Raw genomic sequence first — 18,709 nt, 5'->3', positions numbered from 1 at the left:
GTTACTCTCCCCGCGGATCGCCGTTCCGGTTTTTCTTCTGCTGACGCCCCAGCTCACGGACAGCCATCACACTGACACCGGCCACCAGACCAACCACGCCGCCGAGCAGACCGATAGCGCCGCCCGATACCGAACCGCCCTCTTTCAGATCCACATCCGGTTTTTCGGCGCGTGGTGTCTGGTTCTGCACGCCCGCAAGCTGATGAATGCCTTTATGAAAGCCGACACCGGCCTCATTACAGCCGTAACACGGATGCCCGATCGCCACCGGCCACACACCACCGACATCACAGAACTGCAATGTGGAGCAGTTACCGTACGTTTCCGGTCCTTTGCAGCCGAGATGATAGAGGCACCAGCCCTCACGGTGTCCGTGATCACCAAACGCTTTGGCAAAACGTCCTGCGTCAAAGTGAGCGCGGCGTTCACAGTGTTCGTGGATCAGACGACCGTACGCAAACAGCGGCCGGTTTTTGTTATCCAGCCCCGGCGCTTTGCCGTAAGTAATGATATGTGCCACGGTGGCCAGGAAGTTATGCGGGTTAGGCGGGCAGCCCGGAATATTGATAACGGTTTTACCCGGCAGAACCGTTTCCAGCGACGCCGCACCGGTCGGGTTATCACCTGCGGCAGCCACCCCGCCCCAGGCAGCGCAGGAACCGATAGCAATAATCGCGGCAGCACCCTCCGCCGCACGGCGGATATGATCCGCAATCGGCTCACCGGCGATCATGCAGTAAATACCGTTATCCTTCAGCGGTACGGAGCCGTCCACCACCAGCACATATTTGCCTTTGTATTTCTCAATCGCATTGTGCTTGTTGGCTTCCGCCTGATGACCGAATGCCGCCGAGAGTACCTCGTGGTACTCCAGTGAGATCATATCAAGGATGAGATTTTCGATGGTCGGGTGCGTCGCCCGGAGCAGGGACTCAGTGCAACCGGTACACTCCTGTGCAGATATCCAGATAACGGGGGGACAATCCTTACGGCTGACGGACGCCGCGATTTCGGCAGATGCATTTGCACTGAGACCCATGGTGGCCGCTAAGGCCGCGCAGAGTTTCAGAAAGCTTCGCCGGTCAATACCCTCAGAAGTCATATCAGAAGTAATTAACGTATTATCGTCGATCATTCTCTGTAATTCCGTTGTGTTAATTTAATATTAACATAATACGATTATTATTAAATTACTGAGACACGGAACATAATTAATAAACAAAAAGATAATAACAAAAATATTATTTTACAGATAATGAGAATTTTTTCTATTTTTAACATTTAATCTATTTATCGGTTTTATTAATTTATATCAATTTAAAATATAACTCACCGACGACCTGCAATAAGAATAGCGGAATTTTCCACTGCCGTCAGGAAAACGGACAACATTTACCATCTGCATTTTACTGGCTTTTCAGATACAACCCCGGGTGTTTTCAGAATTAACTGAGCCAACAAAAATAATAAATTTCACACCCACTTGTTGTTAAAAACAAAAATGAAATACATTCTCATCCGGTATTATTTAATCGGTTAAGCACAAATAAATACCGTTTTTAATAAAATTATCTGCCTGTTTGTCACGTAAAAATCAATTACTATAATATGGTAAATTATTTATTTTGATTTAAATCAATTAATATTAAGTTTCTTATTTTCCTTCCGGAATAAATCAAATCCAACGAACCAGCTGCTATCACCACATAAAGGAGTTAAAATAGTGAATAACACCAGAAAATTCATAATAAGACGATTATCCCTATAAAATAGTCAACTATTTATACGTAGGCGGACAATTTATATTCTGTTTATTATTCGTTTTAATAGTGATGATCACCTGAAACAATCATTTCATTTTCATCCTTCTTACTCTTTTTTGTGCAAAAAAGCAGCATCGCAGACATTCTTAAATTTCCCGAAATCCCCTGCATTGACTCATCTTATCTAAAATCCTAGGATCACGTTATTCTCTTTCCGCCCCCGCATAAATTTTTTTTCTTTTATTTATTAAATAAATAACACGAATTTTGACGTCTTATTACAAAATCACCACGGGCAAAAAAATGAAACTCAATAAACTCTCCTTTCTGATACTTTCCGCAATGGGGATATCGTATGCCTCTGCCGGTTATGCTGTAACACCTGAGCCGATTCCTGAATTTACCTTCAGCGATGAATCAACGCGTATTAATGACATTAAAAAAAGCGGTAACTATACCAATGCGGATGCTGATGTACTGGCGGACGTCAGTGCCGGAGCCGGATTCACGGTTGAAGGTTATAAATACCTGACCGGAATAGATATCAATTACTCAGCAGCAAAAAAGCCGAATGTTATATTTAAGGATGACACCCACCTGATCGGCACAACCATCGGGCACTCAACGACCGAACTGGGTGATTCGCTCAGAAGAACTCCCTTTGATAACAGCAGTGTTATCGGTATTACGCTGAAAGGCATTGATGCAAAACACGTCGCTAACCTGCAAATGTATAACGGCACAACTTCCTATAACACTACCGTGGATGCTTTCGGTGTGATGGAGTTGCGCACTGCCTCTGACACCAAACAGCGGGTATCCGCTTATAATACCCGTGTAAATAAAGACGGTAAGCTGACTGTCGGCTATAACGCTTATGCTGAAAATACCCTGATCGATGGCGGTGAGCTTTATATCCCTGTCGGTGAGCAGTATGCAGAAACCCAAAATACCATTATTCAGAATGGCGGTACCTATACACAGGACAGCGGCACTGCCACCAATAACTATATTACCGGTGCAGGAAGCTATCACGCGGTTTCCGGGCTGGCACTGAATAACTATATCTATGACGGCGGCTATCAGTCTGTCTATGTCAATGACCGTACCGGCGCCAAAAACACCACAATCTATGCAGGCGGCACACAGCGGGTACGCTCCGGGACGGTTGAGGATACCGTGGTGTATGGTCAGCAACTGGTAACAAACCACAGCGGGGACTGGGAAAACGGTCAGTGGGTTGAGAACAGCAATCCTGATGCAAAATGGGGCGATGATCCGACAGCTGTTAATACACAGGTTATGGCAGGCGGTATTCAGAATGTCGGGCTGAACGGTAAAGCCTCTGATACCACGATTTATAAAGACGGGCTTCAGCTTGTCGGCAAATATGCAGAAGCGGCCACCACTCTGGTTGACGGCGGTATTCAGCATGTTCTGGCTTACGGCGGCACAGAAGGCACCACCATCCGCAACGGCGGACAAACCATCCTCGATTACGGTGCTTACTCCTTCTATAACCTGGATGTGGAAGACGGCTCTCTGGTGATGGAAGGCGGGGATCAGCATCCGTGGCTCGGCAACTTCGGCAAAGGCTCGTATGCTCAGAAGGTGAATCTGACCGGTGATAATGCCTATCTCTATATCCGCCATAACGGTGATACCAGTGAATCCGTTGTCACTATCGATAACCTGGTGAACAACGGTGTCGCCGTCTTCGGTGAGCCCGGCAGCAGCAATACCGGCCGTAACAGCCAGCTCAGTATCAAAGAACTCTCCGGTAACGGCCTGTTTGTGATGAATACCAGCCTGGCGGACGGCAGCGGGGATTTCCTCAGTGTCTCGGATAAAACAGACGGTAAGTTTGGTGTCCGTGTGATGGATTCCGGTAAAGCGCTGGTCAGTAATACCACCGATCCGGATCGCTATCATCTGATCCACGCCGCGGGCAGTCAGAACGACACCTTTACCATGACCAATAAGAGTGTGGATCTCGGGGCGTATAAATATTATCTGGTGCAGGATAAAGATTCAGCTGATGAATGGTATCTGTCACCTACCAAAGAGACTCCGCCGGTAGACCCTGTAGATCCGGTTGACCCTGTAGATCCGGTTGACCCGGTGGATCCGGTTGACCCCGTTAATCCCGTGGATCCGAAACCTGAGCCCAAACCAGAACCTGAACTGCCGGATCTCTCTGAGCCAAGTAAAACCGCAATGATGATTGCCAACGCCCTGCCGCAGATCTGGCGGAGTGAACTGAGCACACTGCGCGCCCGTCTCGGTGAGCTGCGCAATAATCCGCAGGTAAATCTCGGTGTCTGGTCAAAGGTCACCGGCGGGCGTCACAATATCAGTAACAATGAAGTCGCTTACCGTCATGATATCAGCGGGATTGTTGCCGGTGGTGACAAAATGACGGAGCTGGAAAACGGCGATCTCTGGAGCGGGATTGTCGCGGGATATTCTCATTCTTCGCTGAAGATGGATAAAAACGACGGTACGATCAACAGCTACAGCCTCGGGGTTTACACCACCTGGCAGCACAAATCCGGCATCTATGTGGATGGCGTGGTGAAAGCCAACCATTTCCGCAGTGATTATGACGCCAGTTTTAATGAAGGAAAAACCTCCGCCAGCAGTAACACCAACGGCATCGGCTTCTCGGTTGAAACCGGTAAGTACTTCGAAAAAGAGAATTACTTTATCGAACCGTATGCCATGGTTGCCGCCTTCCGCGGCCAGGGCGCGGATTACCGCTACAGTAATGAGATGAGCATCAAAGCCGATGCCGCCCGGTCATTCAGCGGTGAGCTGGGTGCCACTTTCGGGAAAAATTTTGTTCTGGAAAACGGCGCACAACTCAAACCGTATCTCCGTGTGGCAGTGAATCATGAATTCCTGAAAAACGGGGATGTGGAGCTGAACAAGCAGGGAAAACGGACCAATGATATGTCCGGCACGACCGGGAAGTACGGTATTGGTGTTGATGCAAAACTGAATAATAACTGGGCTGTCTACGGTGAATTCAACTACGCCAACGGCAGTAAACAGGAAACACCGTACAGCGGCTTCCTGGGTGTAAATTACCGGTTCTGATAAAACGGAAAGCAAAACGGCCTGCATATGCAGGCCGGTTTTTTATCTGTTATTAACTGATCAGCCCGTGTACCAGAATCACACCGATACAGATAGGTCCCACATAACGCCAGACCAGCAATAAACTCTGACGCTTCAGTCCGGTAATGTTTTCCGGGATCAGGGCGTTCGCTTTGCGCGACCAGCCGAAAATCAGGCAGACCGCAATACCGAACAACGGCATCAGGATATTGGACGTCAGGTAATCGAGGATATCAAAAATCGTTTTTCCGCCGAACGTCACATCACTTAACGGCCCGAAAGATAAGGATACCGGAATACCCATCAGCATAATTGACGCAGTCACCACCAGCCCCGCCCTGCGGCGTGTCCACTGAAAACGCATCTGAACATAAGCCACAATATGCTCCAGCAGGGAGATAGCGGATGTCAGAGCCGCCATCAGCAACAGCACAAAGAACGTCACCGCCAGCACCGCGCCGCCCGGCAAATGGGCAAAATACACCGGCATGGTCATAAAGGTCAGACCCGGCCCCGCATTCGCTTCCAGACCCGCTGCCGATAATGCAGGGAAAATCATCAGACCGGCCAGCACACACACCATACAGGAGAGGATCACCACCCACATGCTGGAATTGGCAATACTTTTGTTATCGGTTAAATACGCACTGTACGTAATGTGGATACCCAGCCCGATAGAGAGGGAGAAGAACGCCAGACCCAGCGCATCCAGCACGCCTTTGCCGGTCAGTTTACTGAAATCCGGATACAGGAACATTTTCAGTCCCGCTGATGATCCCGGTAAACTTATCCCGACGATAATCAGCACGATCATAATAATAAACAGTAACGGCATCATCACTTTCACGGATTTTTCCAGCCCGCGCTGAACCCCGGCCAGGACCACAAAACAGGTTATCCCGGCAAACACCAGATGAGCAATCACCGGCCACCACGGGTTACTGATAAAGCGGGTGAAAATGCCGGTCAGCTGGCTGCTGTCGGTAATATTCAGCTCACCGGCAGCGGCCATCACCGTATAACCGATAGTCCAGCCGCCGACCACGCTGTAAAAACTGTAAATACACCAGGAACTGAATACACCGATCACCCCGATCCACGCCCAGTGACGTCCCATCATTTTTTTGAAGGCACTGACGGCTTCGGAACGGGTGCTGCTGCCGAGGATATTTTCAGCCAGTAATACCGCGAGACCGATAATAAAGCTGAATAAGAGGAAAACCACCAGGAAGGCACCACCGCCGTTATTGGCGGCAACATACGAAAATTTCCAGATAGCGCCGATACCGATAGCCGATCCGGCTGCTGCCAGGATATGACCGAAGCGGGATGTCCATTGCTGACTCATACGGCCTCCTGCGGTGTCATCTGAGAGACAGAAGCGGCGTCAGAACAGCAGACCGATCGTGAAATTACGCTGATATTAATCCTTGCGGTAAAACCTGACATCATAGGAACTCTCCCGAAAATAAAACAGTTCCACCAGCAGGTTTATACACACAAAAAAGCCACCTTACTGGTGGCTTATGAAGAAAAACAGATAAACGAAGCCACCTAACTGAGTAGTAGGTTTAGGCTTAGCTGACGGTTCATCATGCAGTTCATCGGTTTACTCTTCTCTGAAAATCGTTAATTTTTGCCTCACTGACAGTGCCGGTATAAGACACTGCCGTGACGCTCTTTTTCTCTTATACCACAAACAGAAAAGAAAAAAACATCCTTTTTTTATTCTGCACTCATGGTTTTAAGCATTTTTGCAAATGCATCGATGTGGTGACGCTGCGTAACCGGGTTCATAAAGACCGCTTTTTCCCCGGGGATATAGGCAAACCGGTTATGTTCTGCATAGGCCGAACAGGCGATAGAGTCCACCCAGTTGGTAAACAGACCCGCTTTGCCGCGTTTCAGGAATAATTCGCGGTGCCAGCGGCTGTTACGCACCATCATGTCATAGGCTGTTTTATCCCCGGCACAGGTCAGTTCATGCTCAAACATGGCCTGCGGATCATTCACCAGTTTCGGTGAATAGAGACGGAAACCGACACTCGGCCCCTGATTTTCCGGCGCCATCACACAGGCATTTCCCATGGACAACAGCTGGTTGCGCATGTAGTTCGCATTTTGCAGACAGTGCGCAATGATGGTCTGATAACCTTCAATCCCCAGATAATGTAACCCTGCATACGCACCGAATACGCCGACACCACTGCGGCTGCATTCAATGGTGGATTGCAGGTGAGTCTGCCCTTCCAGCGCATGCTCAAAATAGGTGAAGTTTTCGGGATCATTTTCCAGTGCTTTGAAATCATCACCGTCACGCACCATCACAAGACTGGAGGTATACGGTACATAACCCCATTTGTGGAAATCGATAGTAATGGAATCCGCATATTTCAGCTGCTTGAATTTAGCCACATTATGGCGCAGACCGGCCAGGGTGGCATCGTTAATCGCCAGCGGGTTAGCGGCAAAATCATAATCAATAAAGAAAATAATCGGCCAGCCGACCGCCGCATCCACATGAATATGCGGTTTTTCGGTGATTTCAAATTCTTCGCACAGACGGTTGCGCAGATCATAAACCTGTTTGATTTCATCCACACCAAAGGTATCTGTTGTCCCCGCAGTCAGCAGGATCACCGGAATCTTACAGTGAACGGTATAGCAGGCGCGGATTTGCTGCTCCAGATCTGCAAGATCAATAGTATTATCCGATGCAACACGGATACGGATTGTTTTATTGGTAATATCCACCCCTAACAGGGACAGGTTAGTCATATTGGAGTAGTGACCGCCCTGCGAGTTGATGATCCGGAAATCCTGATCAACGGACATACCAAGGTGTTTTGACTGCTTCAGTGATTTTCGTATCCCGAACAGATAGCCGTACAGGTTACACATTGTCCCACCCTGGGTGAACAGACCTGAGGCTTTGTCCGCATCATAACCAATCAGATTGGCGACTTTCCGGATAACAGTTTTTTCCATGTTATCCGCCACGCCGGAGTACTCGCAGTACACCATATTCGGGTTACCCAGTAATCCCAGCATCGAACCATAAACCGCCGGGTCTGACGGCATGGCGATAACGTTTTCCACCGCCAGCGGGTTTTCCCAGTTTTTACACAGCGCGGAAGCAAACACCAGCAAATTATCCTGCCCTTCCCCCGGACGGATCACGTTCTGACGCACATGAGACTCACCGGCCAGCTGAGCAAAAAGATCCTTACCCTGCGGGTAGCGGTTTATCTGCTGCATATCGGCTTCGGTAGTCTGACGAAACTGAGTAATCGCCTGAATTTGCGGATGATTAAAAATCGGCCATTTACCGGGGTCCCGGCTGAAGAAATCACTGATGACGTTTTGGTATTTAACGTCGAAATCTTTATTTAACGCATTCGCGGACGCGAGCGTGATAAGTTCTGACTGATTCACAATGAGCTCCAAAATAGTAAATTACACTGAGGTAATGTCATTATTTTGCGCTAAAATCATTGCTATTTAAATGATTGCCTAACTATAAATCACAGTAACAAATATATAATAAAATAAATAAAATCAATTAATTACAAAAACAACCATCCTTTTTGAATCACTAAATTTTTTTGAAAAATGACGCCGCGATCACAAATTTTTACTCTGCAAAATAAATAAAAATCAGTTTTTAAGTTTACTTACAACGCAAATATCCAGTTTTTTATTCCGTAAAATAATGTAAAACACAATTTATTAACAACACTGAGGTGATGGCTAATGACTTATTGTTTAATTTTATTACTCAATCATATTCTGCTGTTATTTTCCTTCTGCTGAAAAATTACGGCTATTTTGCTGTTTTTTGCGTTTTCCGTAGTCGTTCACTTCTCCCGCCAAATAAAATACTGCCGGATAATAAAAACACCCTGAATATAACTAATGAATGCTGACGAACGATTTTCTGTCCGTGGCATGAAATATATCACTAACAGATTGATTTTAAATATTAATATTATTTTTATATAATTAATTGACTATTGTTTCGCCGGTTGTTGTGATTTTGTGACTGCTGGTTTTCTCCCTGAAATCCTTACATTTAGCTAAGCCCGCGGTCAGGCGATAAGCTTTCTTTAATTTTTATCTTTATTCTGCCGTTAAACTGAGTGGATTGTTTCAATGTGTAATAATTTCATTTATCAAAGGCACCACTATGTCCGGCCTCCAATTATTTAAACAACTACTCACCAAAGAATGCTGTCCCGGTATGCACTGGGATTCCGCCCGTAACCGCTTTAAATTCGCGGCACGCAGCCTGTTTATGCCGCTGTCCACCGTGAAATACCTGTCCGGCCTGACAGATACTGCCTGCTGTGACGCGATTCTGAAAAAGCAGCCGCTGCTGCCGACCAAATTACAGCGTCCGTATCTGAGTATTAATTTTCACCGGAAAAACAAATCAGCGGCGATTTGTGACCACTACCGGATCACCAAAGCCGTTCTGCCGCCGGAAATATTCAGCCAAATCTACAGTAATGAGCGTTTTTATCTCTGCCCGGTTGAAGGAAAAGAGGGTCTTTCCCACCTCTGGCTGGATGTGCAGGATGCTTTTAACAAAGAGGGTGAACTGACGCTGGAGATGCGGGATGACGCCGGTGAGATCCTGGCCCGCAGTGCATTTACCCTGCTGAACCTGGATGAAAAGCGGACGCTGTTTATCGGCGCACTCCAGGGCGGTGTCAGTGAGCAGGCTCACGGTGCTATCCGCTCGGCCACCAAAAACTGCCACGGCGTATTCCCCAAACGTATTCTGACGGAAGTAATGTGTCTTATCGCGTCACTGTTTCAGTGTCAGCAAATTATTGCTTCCAGCAACGAGACGCATATTTACCGCAGCCGCCGCTACCGCCATAAAAAACTGACACAATGGGTGGCCGATTATAATGCGTTCTGGGAATCTGTCGGCGGCACCGCCAATCCGCAGCAGGAATATATATTACCGCTGACTCTGCCGCGTAAGCCTGTTGATGAAATAGCCAGTAAAAAACGCGCCGAATACCGGCGCCGTTATCAGTTACTGGATGATGTGGCACAAAGCGTCAGTGAACGCCTGCAACTGCCGCAGACGGAAAATAAAACAGATGTTCAACATCATATTATTTAAGAAAAGTCGTTCATTTACAGCAGGTTTGACCGGCAATTGACATTTCATTACAGAACTTATTGATTTTCCGTAAAATATAATCTGCAAAAGACTGAATTTAATCTTAATATTGTTTCAGGGAACCGGAAAAAATTCACTGTCTCCGCTACCTCTAATTTGCTAAAGTGGCCGGATTTACCGATGTATATATCAGGGGTTCCGGCTATATCCGCAAAAATGCCCCATAACATGAAATAAGCTTACTTCAGATCCGGGAATAATTGATGGAAACAATGCAGCAACTTTTTTTTGCCCTCTGGCACCAGGACTATGAAACCCTGTCAAACCCGTCCCTGCTGTGGGCGATTTACATTATGCTGTTTGCCATTCTCTTCCTGGAAAACGGCCTGCTTCCTGCTGCATTTTTACCCGGTGACAGTCTCCTGATTCTTGTCGGGGTTCTGATTGCCAAAGATACACTGGATTTCCCGACAACCCTGATTGTTCTCACCGCCGGTGCCAGTCTCGGCTGCTGGGTGGGGTATCTTCAGGGACGCTGGCTCAGTAATACCAAAGTTGTAAAGGGCTGGCTGTCTCATCTGCCGCCGCATTATCATCAGCGGGCGCACAGTTTATTTCACCGCCACGGCCTTGCGGCACTGTTAGTCGGTCGTTTTCTGGCCTTTGTCCGCACTCTGCTGCCGATGCTGGCAGGGATAGCCGGTCTGAATTCCCGCCGTTTTCAGTTTTTCAACTGGCTGAGCGGCTTCCTGTGGGTCGGTATTTTAACCTCCCTTGGTTACTGCCTCGGTATCAGCCCGATTTTCCGCAAATATGAGCATCATCTGATGAATATTCTGATGCTTATCCCGGTCGTTCTGCTGGTCTGCGGTCTGATCGCCAGCCTGTGGGTGGTGTGGAAACGCAAGCGGACAAAACCGGCTGACGATACTCACGCACAATAACTTCTCAGACTATTTTTCCGGCCGGTGCAATTACAGCAGCCGGCCGGGACACTTTCTCTTCCCGCCCGCCATTTCAGCGTCATTTCCTCTGAATTCCGCCACCGGCACCCGTAATGTGCAGAAAGATACCGGAAAATAAACTATAATTTACCTTTAATCACCGGTAAAAAGCAGTTACTTTAACTTGTTACGGTATAACCACCACGAGGAGTTCCTATGTCACATCATACAAATGAAGATTTACGTGCAGAACTGAAATCATTAGCTGACACCCTGGAATCTGTGCTGAACACAGCAGAAAGCAAATCCAAAGAAGAAGTGGATTCGCTGAAGAAAAAAGCACAGGCCGCGCTGGAAAACTCCCGTTCCCGCCTGGCGGAAGGTAAAGAGCAGGTTGTGCAGCAGACAAAAGAAATCGCCGGAAAAGCCGATAATTATGTACGGGAAAATCCGTGGACCGGTATCGGTATCGGTGCGGCTGTCGGTGTGGTGTTAGGCGTTTTACTGGCCCGCCGCTGAGTTATGGCAGACCAGGAGCGTCCGCAGGGGCCCGGTAAAGGGCTCCTCGATACACTGACACGTATCGCCGCCATTGTGATCAGTATGGCTGAAACCCGGCTCAGGCTTGTTGCCACCGAGCTGGAGGAAGAGAAGTCTACTCTGATCCAATTGATTCTGCTGGCCGGTACGGCCCTTCTGCTGACCGCGTTCGGGCTGATGAGCCTGATGATTCTGGTCATGTGGGCGGTTGATCCTGTGTACCGTCTGACTGCGATGATTATCATGACCGCTGTTCTGCTCGGCGGAGCGCTGATTTTTGCGCTGTGGGCCGTCCGTAAAGCCCGCCGTTCATCACTGCTCGGGGCGACCCGCGAACAGCTGGCTATCGACAGGCAGCAGCTGGAAAGAAAAAAGCAGGAACAGGATCATGAATAAACACCGCCGTGCTGAGCGCGCCCGCAACAAACAAGCGCTGATTGACACCATCGCTGCCCAGCGCAGCGATTTATCACAGGCCGCTGATCAGTGGCTGAAAAAAACCGAATCGTTCGATCGCACATGGCAGACATTATCACAGCTGCGCCCGCTGGTTGTTGCCGGCGTCAGTCTGATTTCTGTTTTATCTGTCCGTCACCCGAAAAAGCTCGTACGCTGGGGGCAGCGCGCCCTTGGGCTGTGGGGCGTTTTCCGCACACTTCAGAATAGTTTTCCCCGTAATAAGCAGCATTGATCCCGCCGGGTACCCGAATTCAAAATTTTTGACGTTGTTTATGAAGAATTCTTGCTAACAATCTTTCTCATTCGCCTTTACTATTATCTCAACGAAACAGATTGGCATATCGTGCCATTCAGACAAAAGAATATGTGACTCAGTCTTCATATTTACTACTCAGTATTGTTGAGCTAATAAGGATCTCACAATGAACAACTACGCTATTTTAGTCGCACGTATCATGATGCCTGTCTTATTTATTGTGGCCGGATACGGCAAACTGGGAGATGCTTATGCAGGAACTCAGCAATATATGCTGGCAATGGGTGTTCCGGGGGCATTACTGCCGTTAACCATTCTGCTGGAACTGGGTGGCGGTCTGGCTGTCCTGTTCGGTTTCTTAACCCGGACAACCGCAATTTTCACCTTTGGTTTTACCGCACTGACCGCCCTGCTGTTCCACAGTAATTTTGCGGAAGGTGCCAACCAGTTAATGTTTATGAAAAACTTTACCATTGCAGGCGGTTATCTGCTGCTGGCTGTAACCGGCCCGGGTAAATTCAGTATCGATTATTTACTGAAAAAGAAATGGTAATATCATTCAGGCAAAGCCACACAGCAATATAATAATAATTTTATTAAACATCCGCTCCGGCGGATGTTTCTTTTTGTGTTTCCTGTTCTGTTACTCTGGGTTTCATCCTGCCGTCGCGGGTAAAAAATGTCAGGTCTGACAGCGGTTTATTAAATAAGAATTCATAATCCATCGGCCCGCCACGAATATCAGAAAATCCTTTTGTCTGATAAGCGATACACGGATACAAACCAAACCAGTTATCTTTTTCCATCAGGTCATGCCAGATAACATCAATACTTTTTGATTCATCCGGTTCGCCGTTTGCAGTAATCAGGTGAACTGATTTCTCAAAGACATGCATCATTTTTTCCGCATAACCACGATTAACAATATAAGTGTTGGCACAAAAGGCATATTTCAGACTGAGTAAACAGTTTTCCGGTTCGTGTTCAAAAGCACTGAAATAATTTCCGCCCAATAATGCGACATCCCACTCTCTTTTATGAAGCGCGGATAAAAAGAGATTAGCCTGCCGGATATGTTCATCATCACAATAAAAATCACTGTCATCCTCGATAACCAATACCGGCCCCCAACCATTTTCAGCGATCATCTTCATCACCGCTGCATGAGAAAGCGCACATCCCAGAAATCCCGGAGTCTTTTCAATAGCATCGAAGCGGATAATTTTGCGGTAAGGAATTTCTATTTTCTCCAGAACACCGAGAATATCGTCATCACGGTCAGGTCTGGATTTCAGGTTAATATAAATCACTTTTTCAATAAAGCCATGATCGAATGCAAAATCCGCATCCGACATAAACCGCTTCAGATCCACGTTGCCTCCTGCAAATACACTGATAAACGCCGGTTAATATCCGGTAAAGGGTAACGGATGAATAGTTTCCGTCAATCGCTGTTGTTCCTATTATCAATATACGTATTTTACGGCAAATACCGCAACAAGCCTCCGGCACAAAAAAATACCCGCCATAGATAACAGAGCGGGTATCAGATAATAATTCAGGGATATCAGCGTTTTATTTTCCGCTGAATAATTTCGGAATTTCCCGCAGACACCAGGCTTTGGCTTCCCCCATGCTGTCGCGGCGCCACGCCATAATAACATTGGTTTCGTGACTGTATTCAGAGCCGATCACTTTCAGGCGGCCTTCCAGGATATCTTTTTCCACCAGCGGGTACGGCATACTCGCCACTCCCAGCCCCGCCAGCAGAGCACGCCGTTTATCATCAATGGAACTGACCGTCAGGCGCTGCTGTTTATCCAGCAGTAATACCGTGAGTACCGGCCGTTCACGGGCGGTATCCGCCACGGCAATTCCGCGGTATTTCACACGGGTGGTATCGGATAATGGTTCAGGCTCTTTGTGGATCGGATGATCAGGCGCTGCCACGTATACGTTCACCACGGAATAAAGCGGGCGGGAGTTGATTTCAGAGGAGGTACGGAAATGCATATCCGGCGCAATCACAATATCAGCACGTCCGGTTTCCAGCCGTTCCCAGGCACCGGCAAGCACTTCAGTGGCCAGTGTCAGCTGAGTGGTGGATTTCTGCGCCAGTTTATCCACCAGCGGGAACAGAGAGGCCGTCGGGATCAGTGCTTCACAGACAATCGTCAGATGCGGCTCCCAGCCTCTTGCCAGCGCTTCCGCATCACTGGTCAGTTTATCCGCCGCTTCCAGCAGCAGGCGGCCGCGTTCCAGCAGCATCCGCCCGACATTGGTGAATTTTGTCCGGTGACCCGAGCGGTCAAACAGAACAACATCCAGCTCTTCTTCCAGTTTCTGCATGGTATAGCTCAGTGCGGACGGTACACGTCCCAGTTCTTCCGCCGCCGCCGCGAAGCTCCCGCGGCGGTCGATGGCATCCATCACGCGCAATGATTCCAGCGTTAACGCTTTGTCTTTACTCATCATTATCTCAGTCAGAAATTTTGAATGTCGCCACCAGATTAACTGGCTAACAATTCAGCGTCCAGCCCTTTATTATTTCACTATGTTTAACAACAGGCAGACCATTATGATTATACACAGAACCGCCGGACAGGCCGGGTCCGCCGACTATGGCTGGTTACAGGCGAAATACGCATTCTCTTTCGGGCATTACTTTGACCCTGCATTTCTGGGGTACGGCCCGCTGAAAGCACTGAATCAGGAAGTGCTGGCTCCCGGTGCCGGTTTCCAGCCCAAATCCTATCCCGATGTGGATATTGTAAACCTGATCCTCAGAGGGAAGCACGATATTCATGATAATGACGGACTTTATCTGGAGAGCAGGCAGGATGAATGTCTGTTTTTCTCGCCGCGTAAAGATATCAGCTACACGGAAACCAATCCCTGTGAGCAGTCACCGCTGACCCGGATTCAGATCTGGCTGAAAGCCGCACGCGGCAGCCTGCGCGGCAGTTCACAAAAACTGGTGCTGACACAACAACCGGCGCAGCTGATTGCCTCACCGGACGGTGAAAACGGCAGTATTGATTTGCAGCAGGGCGTGAGAATTTCTCATCTGATGCTCTCCGCCGGAGAATCCCTGACACTGCCGCTGTACGGCAAGCGGGCTTTTTATCAGTCGGTTCACGGCACCGTGACGGCGGATGACGGGCAAAAACAGGGGGTAATTGAGTGCGGGGACGGCGCGTTTATTCAGGAAAGCCGGGAAGTGACCTTTCAGGCAAAAACGCCGTGCCGGGCACTGCTTATCGATATTCTGACCTGATATACCGCTCTGAAATGAAACAACCCCGCGTCAGACGCGGGGTTGTGATAGTGAGGAGTCAGCCGTTAAGCCGGGTTCTGTCGTGGACAATCATTCCTCTGGGCCAGCACTCACGCACTGGCTCAAGCAGCCTACCCGGGTTCAGTGCGGGCCGCACCATGTGAACCCCTATTTGGCCTTGCTCCGGGTGGAGTTTACCGTGCCACGGACTGTTACCAGCCGCGCGGTGCGCTCTTACCGCACCCTTTCACCCTTACCTGTGCCCTTGCGGGCCATCGGCGGTTTGCTCTCTGTTGCACTGGTCGTAGGCTCGCGCCTCCCAGACGTTATCTGGCACCCTGCCCTGCGGAGCCCGGACTTTCCTCCCCTTTACCCGTCTCCCGAAGGGACAACGATAAAGCAGCGATTGCCTGGCTGACTCCGCTGCGGATTATAAGCAGCTTTCCTGCGGATGTACAGAATAACTCCGCCCCGGAAGGCCGGATGGCGGGAAATGCATCACTCTGCGGCGGAATTCCCGTCCAGAGTGTAACGGTAAAGGGCGTTTTTCTTCACGCCGTATAACTCGGCCACTACCGCAGCCGCTTTTTTCGGCGGCAGTTCTTTCTGCACAATCGCCAGCGCACGCAGAATTTCCGGGCTGAATTCCTCATCCTGAACCGGTTTTGCACCCTCCGCAATCAGCACCATCTCCCCTTTGCGGCGGTTTTCGTCTTCCAGAACCCAGGCCAGCAGTTCCCCGACCGGTTTCCCCTGAATCGACTCCCAGGTTTTGGTCAGTTCCCGCGCCAGAACCACATAGCGATCTTCACCCCAGACGGTGACCATATCGGCCAGTGTATCCAGAACCCGGTGCGTGGATTCATAGAAAATCAGGGTCCGCGGCTCATCGGCCAGCGCCCGCAGTGTATCCTGACGGCTTTTACTTTTGGCCGGCAGAAACCCTTCGTAACAAAAACGGTCAGACGGCAGACCGGCCGCACTGAGCGCCGTGACGGCGGCACAGGCACCGGGCAGCGGGATCACGGTAATCCCCGCATCACGGGCACGCCGGACCAGATGGTAACCGGGATCGTTAATTAAAGGTGTACCTGCATCGGACACTAATGCGATACTGACCCCGGACTGTAATTTGGTAATTAATTGATCTGCTTTATACTGTTCATTATGATCATGCAGCGCAAACAGCCGGTTATTAATACCGAAGTGAGAAAGTAACAAGCCGGTATGCCGGGTATCTTCCGCTGCAATCAGATCGACATTCGTCAGCACGTCGAGAGCGCGTGCTGTGATGTCATTCAGATTACCGATCGGTGTCGGCACAACATAAAGTGTCGCTGCCGCAACCACAGCTTGATTAGGTTGATTCATTGTTTCGTCCAGATGATCACATTAGAATTGAGCTTTCAGAAAACTATAACCGGGTACAGTATGTTTTCCTTAACTTTATCGCGTTACCGCAGACAATTACTTTGTGCCGCACTCTTTTCCGCACTGATGATCTCAGGATGTACACTCAATAATCAGCATGCGGGCACAGCCGGCAAAGGCCAGCCGGAAACACTGGTTCAGCAATATCAGAAGGTGATTGATGCGGCCGCCGGAAAACCGTCTGCGGACGCTATCCGTACTTACATCGCTCAGGAGCCGCTGCTCTCTGATCCGGATGCACATCAGCAGAATATTGATGAAACCTGGCTGATGCTAACACGTTTTACCCCTGAAGAGCGCAATAACATTCAGGTTAACGCTGATGAGAGCGTATTACAGGGCTGGATTGACCTGCTGATTCTGTATCAGAACAACCTGCAGGATCTGAAAGCACTTTCCGCCGCCCTCGGCGACTGGCAAATCCGCTATCCGGATAACCCGGCGGCCAAATCCCTGCCGCAGGATCTTGTCCAGACCCTGAGCAGTACCTATGGTCAGACCGGTAAAAACGCCCGTGTGGCGCTGTTCCTGCCGCTGAGTGGTCAGGCGAAACTGATGGGTGATGCTATCCGTCAGGGCTTTACCGATGCACAGAACGGTGCGGTATACAGCTCCGGTTACCCGGCGGCTGATATTTCCGCCGCACCGCAGGACGATACCGGCCCGGTTCCGGTACAGACCACCCTCAGCCCGGCAGATCCGGATAAAGACATCACCACCCCGGATACGGTCAACGGCGCACCGTCAAATGACAGCAGCACTGACGGCATGACCGCCGCAAGCCCGGTCACAGCCCCTCAGGCACGGCCGTACAGCGCTGAATCCCGCACAGTCACCGATGTGAAAGTCTACGATACCGACAGCAAGCCGCTGGCAACTCTGCTGGCACAGGCACAGGCTGACGGTATGGATCTGATTGTCGGACCGCTGCTCAAAGGGGATGTGGCGACACTGGCCGCTGCCAATACGCCGCTGAACATTCTGGCGCTCAATGAATTAGATACACCAATTGCCCGTCCTAATGTGTGCTACTTCTCGCTTTCACCGGAAGATGAAGCCCGCAACGCCGCGCAGTTTATCCGCCAGGATAATAAAACCGCGCCGCTGGTACTGACACCGGACAACAACTTCGGCCGCCGGATCGCACAAAGCTTTGCCGATGAGTGGCAGAAAAACGGCGGCGGTGTGGTGCTTCACCAGACTTTCTCCGGCAATCCGGGCAGCTCACTGTCACTGACCGGCGTACCGGTGCAGCCATCCTCTCCGCAGGCATCGCAGCCTGAAGACGCGCTGATACAGCCGGAAGGTTCTGTAACGCAGCCGCAGCCTGTCAGCGGCGGTGTGGATTCCGTCTATATTATCGCAACCTCTGATCAGCTGATTTATATCAAACCGACGCTGGAGTTCGCCACCAGTGCCCGCGGACGTCCGGCGTTTTATGCCAGCTCACGCAGCAATAAGGCAGGCACAGGCAAAGATTTTCAGTTTGAGATGGAAGGTCTGAAACTGACGGACATTCCGCTGATCGCGGGCGGAAATCCGCAGTTACTGAATCAGGCCGCCGGAAAATTCGGCAATGACTATACCCGTGTCCGCCTCTATGCGATGGGAATGGACGCATGGCGTCTGGCGAATCAGTTCGGCGATATGCAGCGGCATACTCTGCGTATGAATGGTGCCAGCGGTGATATCACTGTCACTGATAACTGCACCGTTTACCGTCATCTGCCGTGGCTGGTCTTTAAGCAGGGGAATCTCACCCCGCTGAATGCCGCGAACTAA

The 18,709-nt window shown here is 49.6% G+C and carries 15 protein-coding genes and 1 other RNA gene; 9 read left to right on the top strand and 7 right to left on the bottom strand.

What is annotated here, in order from left to right:
- Window position 1: 1 nt before the first annotated feature.
- Window positions 2-1,135, bottom strand: coding sequence for a hydrogenase 2 small subunit (hybO, locus tag AAZR23_RS10980; protein ID WP_434692565.1), 1,134 nt, complete (start codon window positions 1,133-1,135; stop codon window positions 2-4).
- A gap of 931 nt (window positions 1,136-2,066) precedes the next feature.
- On the opposite strand from hybO, the gene AAZR23_RS10975 reads away from it, so the two are divergent.
- A complete protein-coding gene (locus AAZR23_RS10975) occupies window positions 2,067-4,862 on the top strand; it encodes an autotransporter outer membrane beta-barrel domain-containing protein (protein ID WP_434692562.1) in 2,796 nt (931 codons plus the stop codon).
- A gap of 52 nt (window positions 4,863-4,914) precedes the next feature.
- Here AAZR23_RS10975 and AAZR23_RS10970 read toward each other — a convergent pair whose 3' ends face one another.
- A complete protein-coding gene (locus AAZR23_RS10970; RefSeq protein WP_166708519.1) occupies window positions 4,915-6,231 on the bottom strand; it encodes a sodium-dependent transporter in 1,317 nt (438 codons plus the stop codon).
- Between the two features lie 377 nt (window positions 6,232-6,608).
- The gene (locus AAZR23_RS10965) at window positions 6,609-8,318 is read right to left on the bottom strand and encodes a pyridoxal phosphate-dependent decarboxylase family protein (protein WP_107678661.1); all 1,710 of its coding nucleotides are present in this window, start codon (window positions 8,316-8,318) and stop codon (window positions 6,609-6,611) included.
- A 751-nt stretch (window positions 8,319-9,069) separates the two neighbouring features.
- On the opposite strand from AAZR23_RS10965, the gene AAZR23_RS10960 reads away from it, so the two are divergent.
- The 6 genes from AAZR23_RS10960 (at window position 9,070) to AAZR23_RS10935 (ending at window position 12,772) form a co-directional block, all read left to right on the top strand.
- The gene (locus AAZR23_RS10960) at window positions 9,070-10,020 is read left to right on the top strand and encodes a VirK/YbjX family protein (RefSeq protein WP_434692559.1); all 951 of its coding nucleotides are present in this window, start codon (window positions 9,070-9,072) and stop codon (window positions 10,018-10,020) included.
- A 263-nt stretch (window positions 10,021-10,283) separates the two neighbouring features.
- Complete coding sequence (locus AAZR23_RS10955; protein ID WP_046892970.1) at window positions 10,284-10,964, top strand: DedA family protein; 681 nt, start codon at window positions 10,284-10,286, stop codon at window positions 10,962-10,964.
- A gap of 216 nt (window positions 10,965-11,180) precedes the next feature.
- Complete coding sequence (locus AAZR23_RS10950; protein ID WP_046892971.1) at window positions 11,181-11,483, top strand: DUF883 family protein; 303 nt, start codon at window positions 11,181-11,183, stop codon at window positions 11,481-11,483.
- A gap of 3 nt (window positions 11,484-11,486) precedes the next feature.
- The gene (locus AAZR23_RS10945; protein ID WP_166708522.1) at window positions 11,487-11,900 is read left to right on the top strand and encodes a phage holin family protein; all 414 of its coding nucleotides are present in this window, start codon (window positions 11,487-11,489) and stop codon (window positions 11,898-11,900) included.
- Window positions 11,893-12,195, top strand: a complete 303-nt coding sequence (locus AAZR23_RS10940) for a YqjK-like family protein (RefSeq protein WP_046892973.1) — start codon at window positions 11,893-11,895, stop codon at window positions 12,193-12,195. The genes AAZR23_RS10945 and AAZR23_RS10940 overlap by 8 nt, the downstream gene beginning before the upstream one ends.
- A 190-nt stretch (window positions 12,196-12,385) precedes the next feature.
- A complete protein-coding gene (locus tag AAZR23_RS10935; RefSeq protein ID WP_166708524.1) occupies window positions 12,386-12,772 on the top strand; it encodes a DoxX family protein in 387 nt (128 codons plus the stop codon).
- A 43-nt stretch (window positions 12,773-12,815) separates the two neighbouring features.
- On the opposite strand, the gene AAZR23_RS10930 is transcribed toward AAZR23_RS10935, so the two are convergent.
- Both AAZR23_RS10930 and AAZR23_RS10925 read right to left on the bottom strand, forming a co-directional pair.
- Entirely contained in the window at window positions 12,816-13,592 is a 777-nt protein-coding gene (locus AAZR23_RS10930; RefSeq protein ID WP_218426647.1) for a glycosyltransferase, read from the bottom strand.
- A gap of 202 nt (window positions 13,593-13,794) precedes the next feature.
- On the bottom strand, window positions 13,795-14,691 hold the full coding sequence (locus AAZR23_RS10925) for a LysR family transcriptional regulator (RefSeq protein ID WP_046892975.1): 897 nt from the start codon (window positions 14,689-14,691) through the stop codon (window positions 13,795-13,797).
- 106 nt (window positions 14,692-14,797) lie between these two features.
- Here AAZR23_RS10925 and AAZR23_RS10920 point away from each other — a divergent pair, with 106 nt between their 5' ends.
- A complete protein-coding gene (locus AAZR23_RS10920) occupies window positions 14,798-15,496 on the top strand; it encodes a pirin family protein (protein ID WP_218426649.1) in 699 nt (232 codons plus the stop codon).
- A gap of 50 nt (window positions 15,497-15,546) precedes the next feature.
- Here AAZR23_RS10920 and rnpB read toward each other — a convergent pair.
- Together rnpB and rsmI are read right to left on the bottom strand one after the other, a co-directional pair.
- Window positions 15,547-15,918: RNase P RNA component class A (gene rnpB / locus AAZR23_RS10915), an RNA gene on the bottom strand.
- A gap of 76 nt (window positions 15,919-15,994) precedes the next feature.
- Entirely contained in the window at window positions 15,995-16,867 is an 873-nt protein-coding gene (rsmI, locus tag AAZR23_RS10910) for a 16S rRNA (cytidine(1402)-2'-O)-methyltransferase (protein ID WP_046892977.1), read from the bottom strand.
- A 60-nt stretch (window positions 16,868-16,927) separates the two neighbouring features.
- Here rsmI and AAZR23_RS10905 point away from each other — a divergent pair, with 60 nt between their 5' ends.
- Window positions 16,928-18,709: a penicillin-binding protein activator gene (locus AAZR23_RS10905; protein ID WP_434692554.1), complete on the top strand. Its 1,782-nt coding sequence runs from the start codon at window positions 16,928-16,930 to the stop codon at window positions 18,707-18,709.

Origin of the sequence: Morganella sp. Je.2.23 (assembly GCF_051129855.1) — a bacterium.
Classification (GTDB): Bacteria; Pseudomonadota; Gammaproteobacteria; order Enterobacterales; family Enterobacteriaceae; genus Morganella; species Morganella sibonii.
This window is presented reverse-complemented; position numbering and strand designations above follow the sequence as displayed.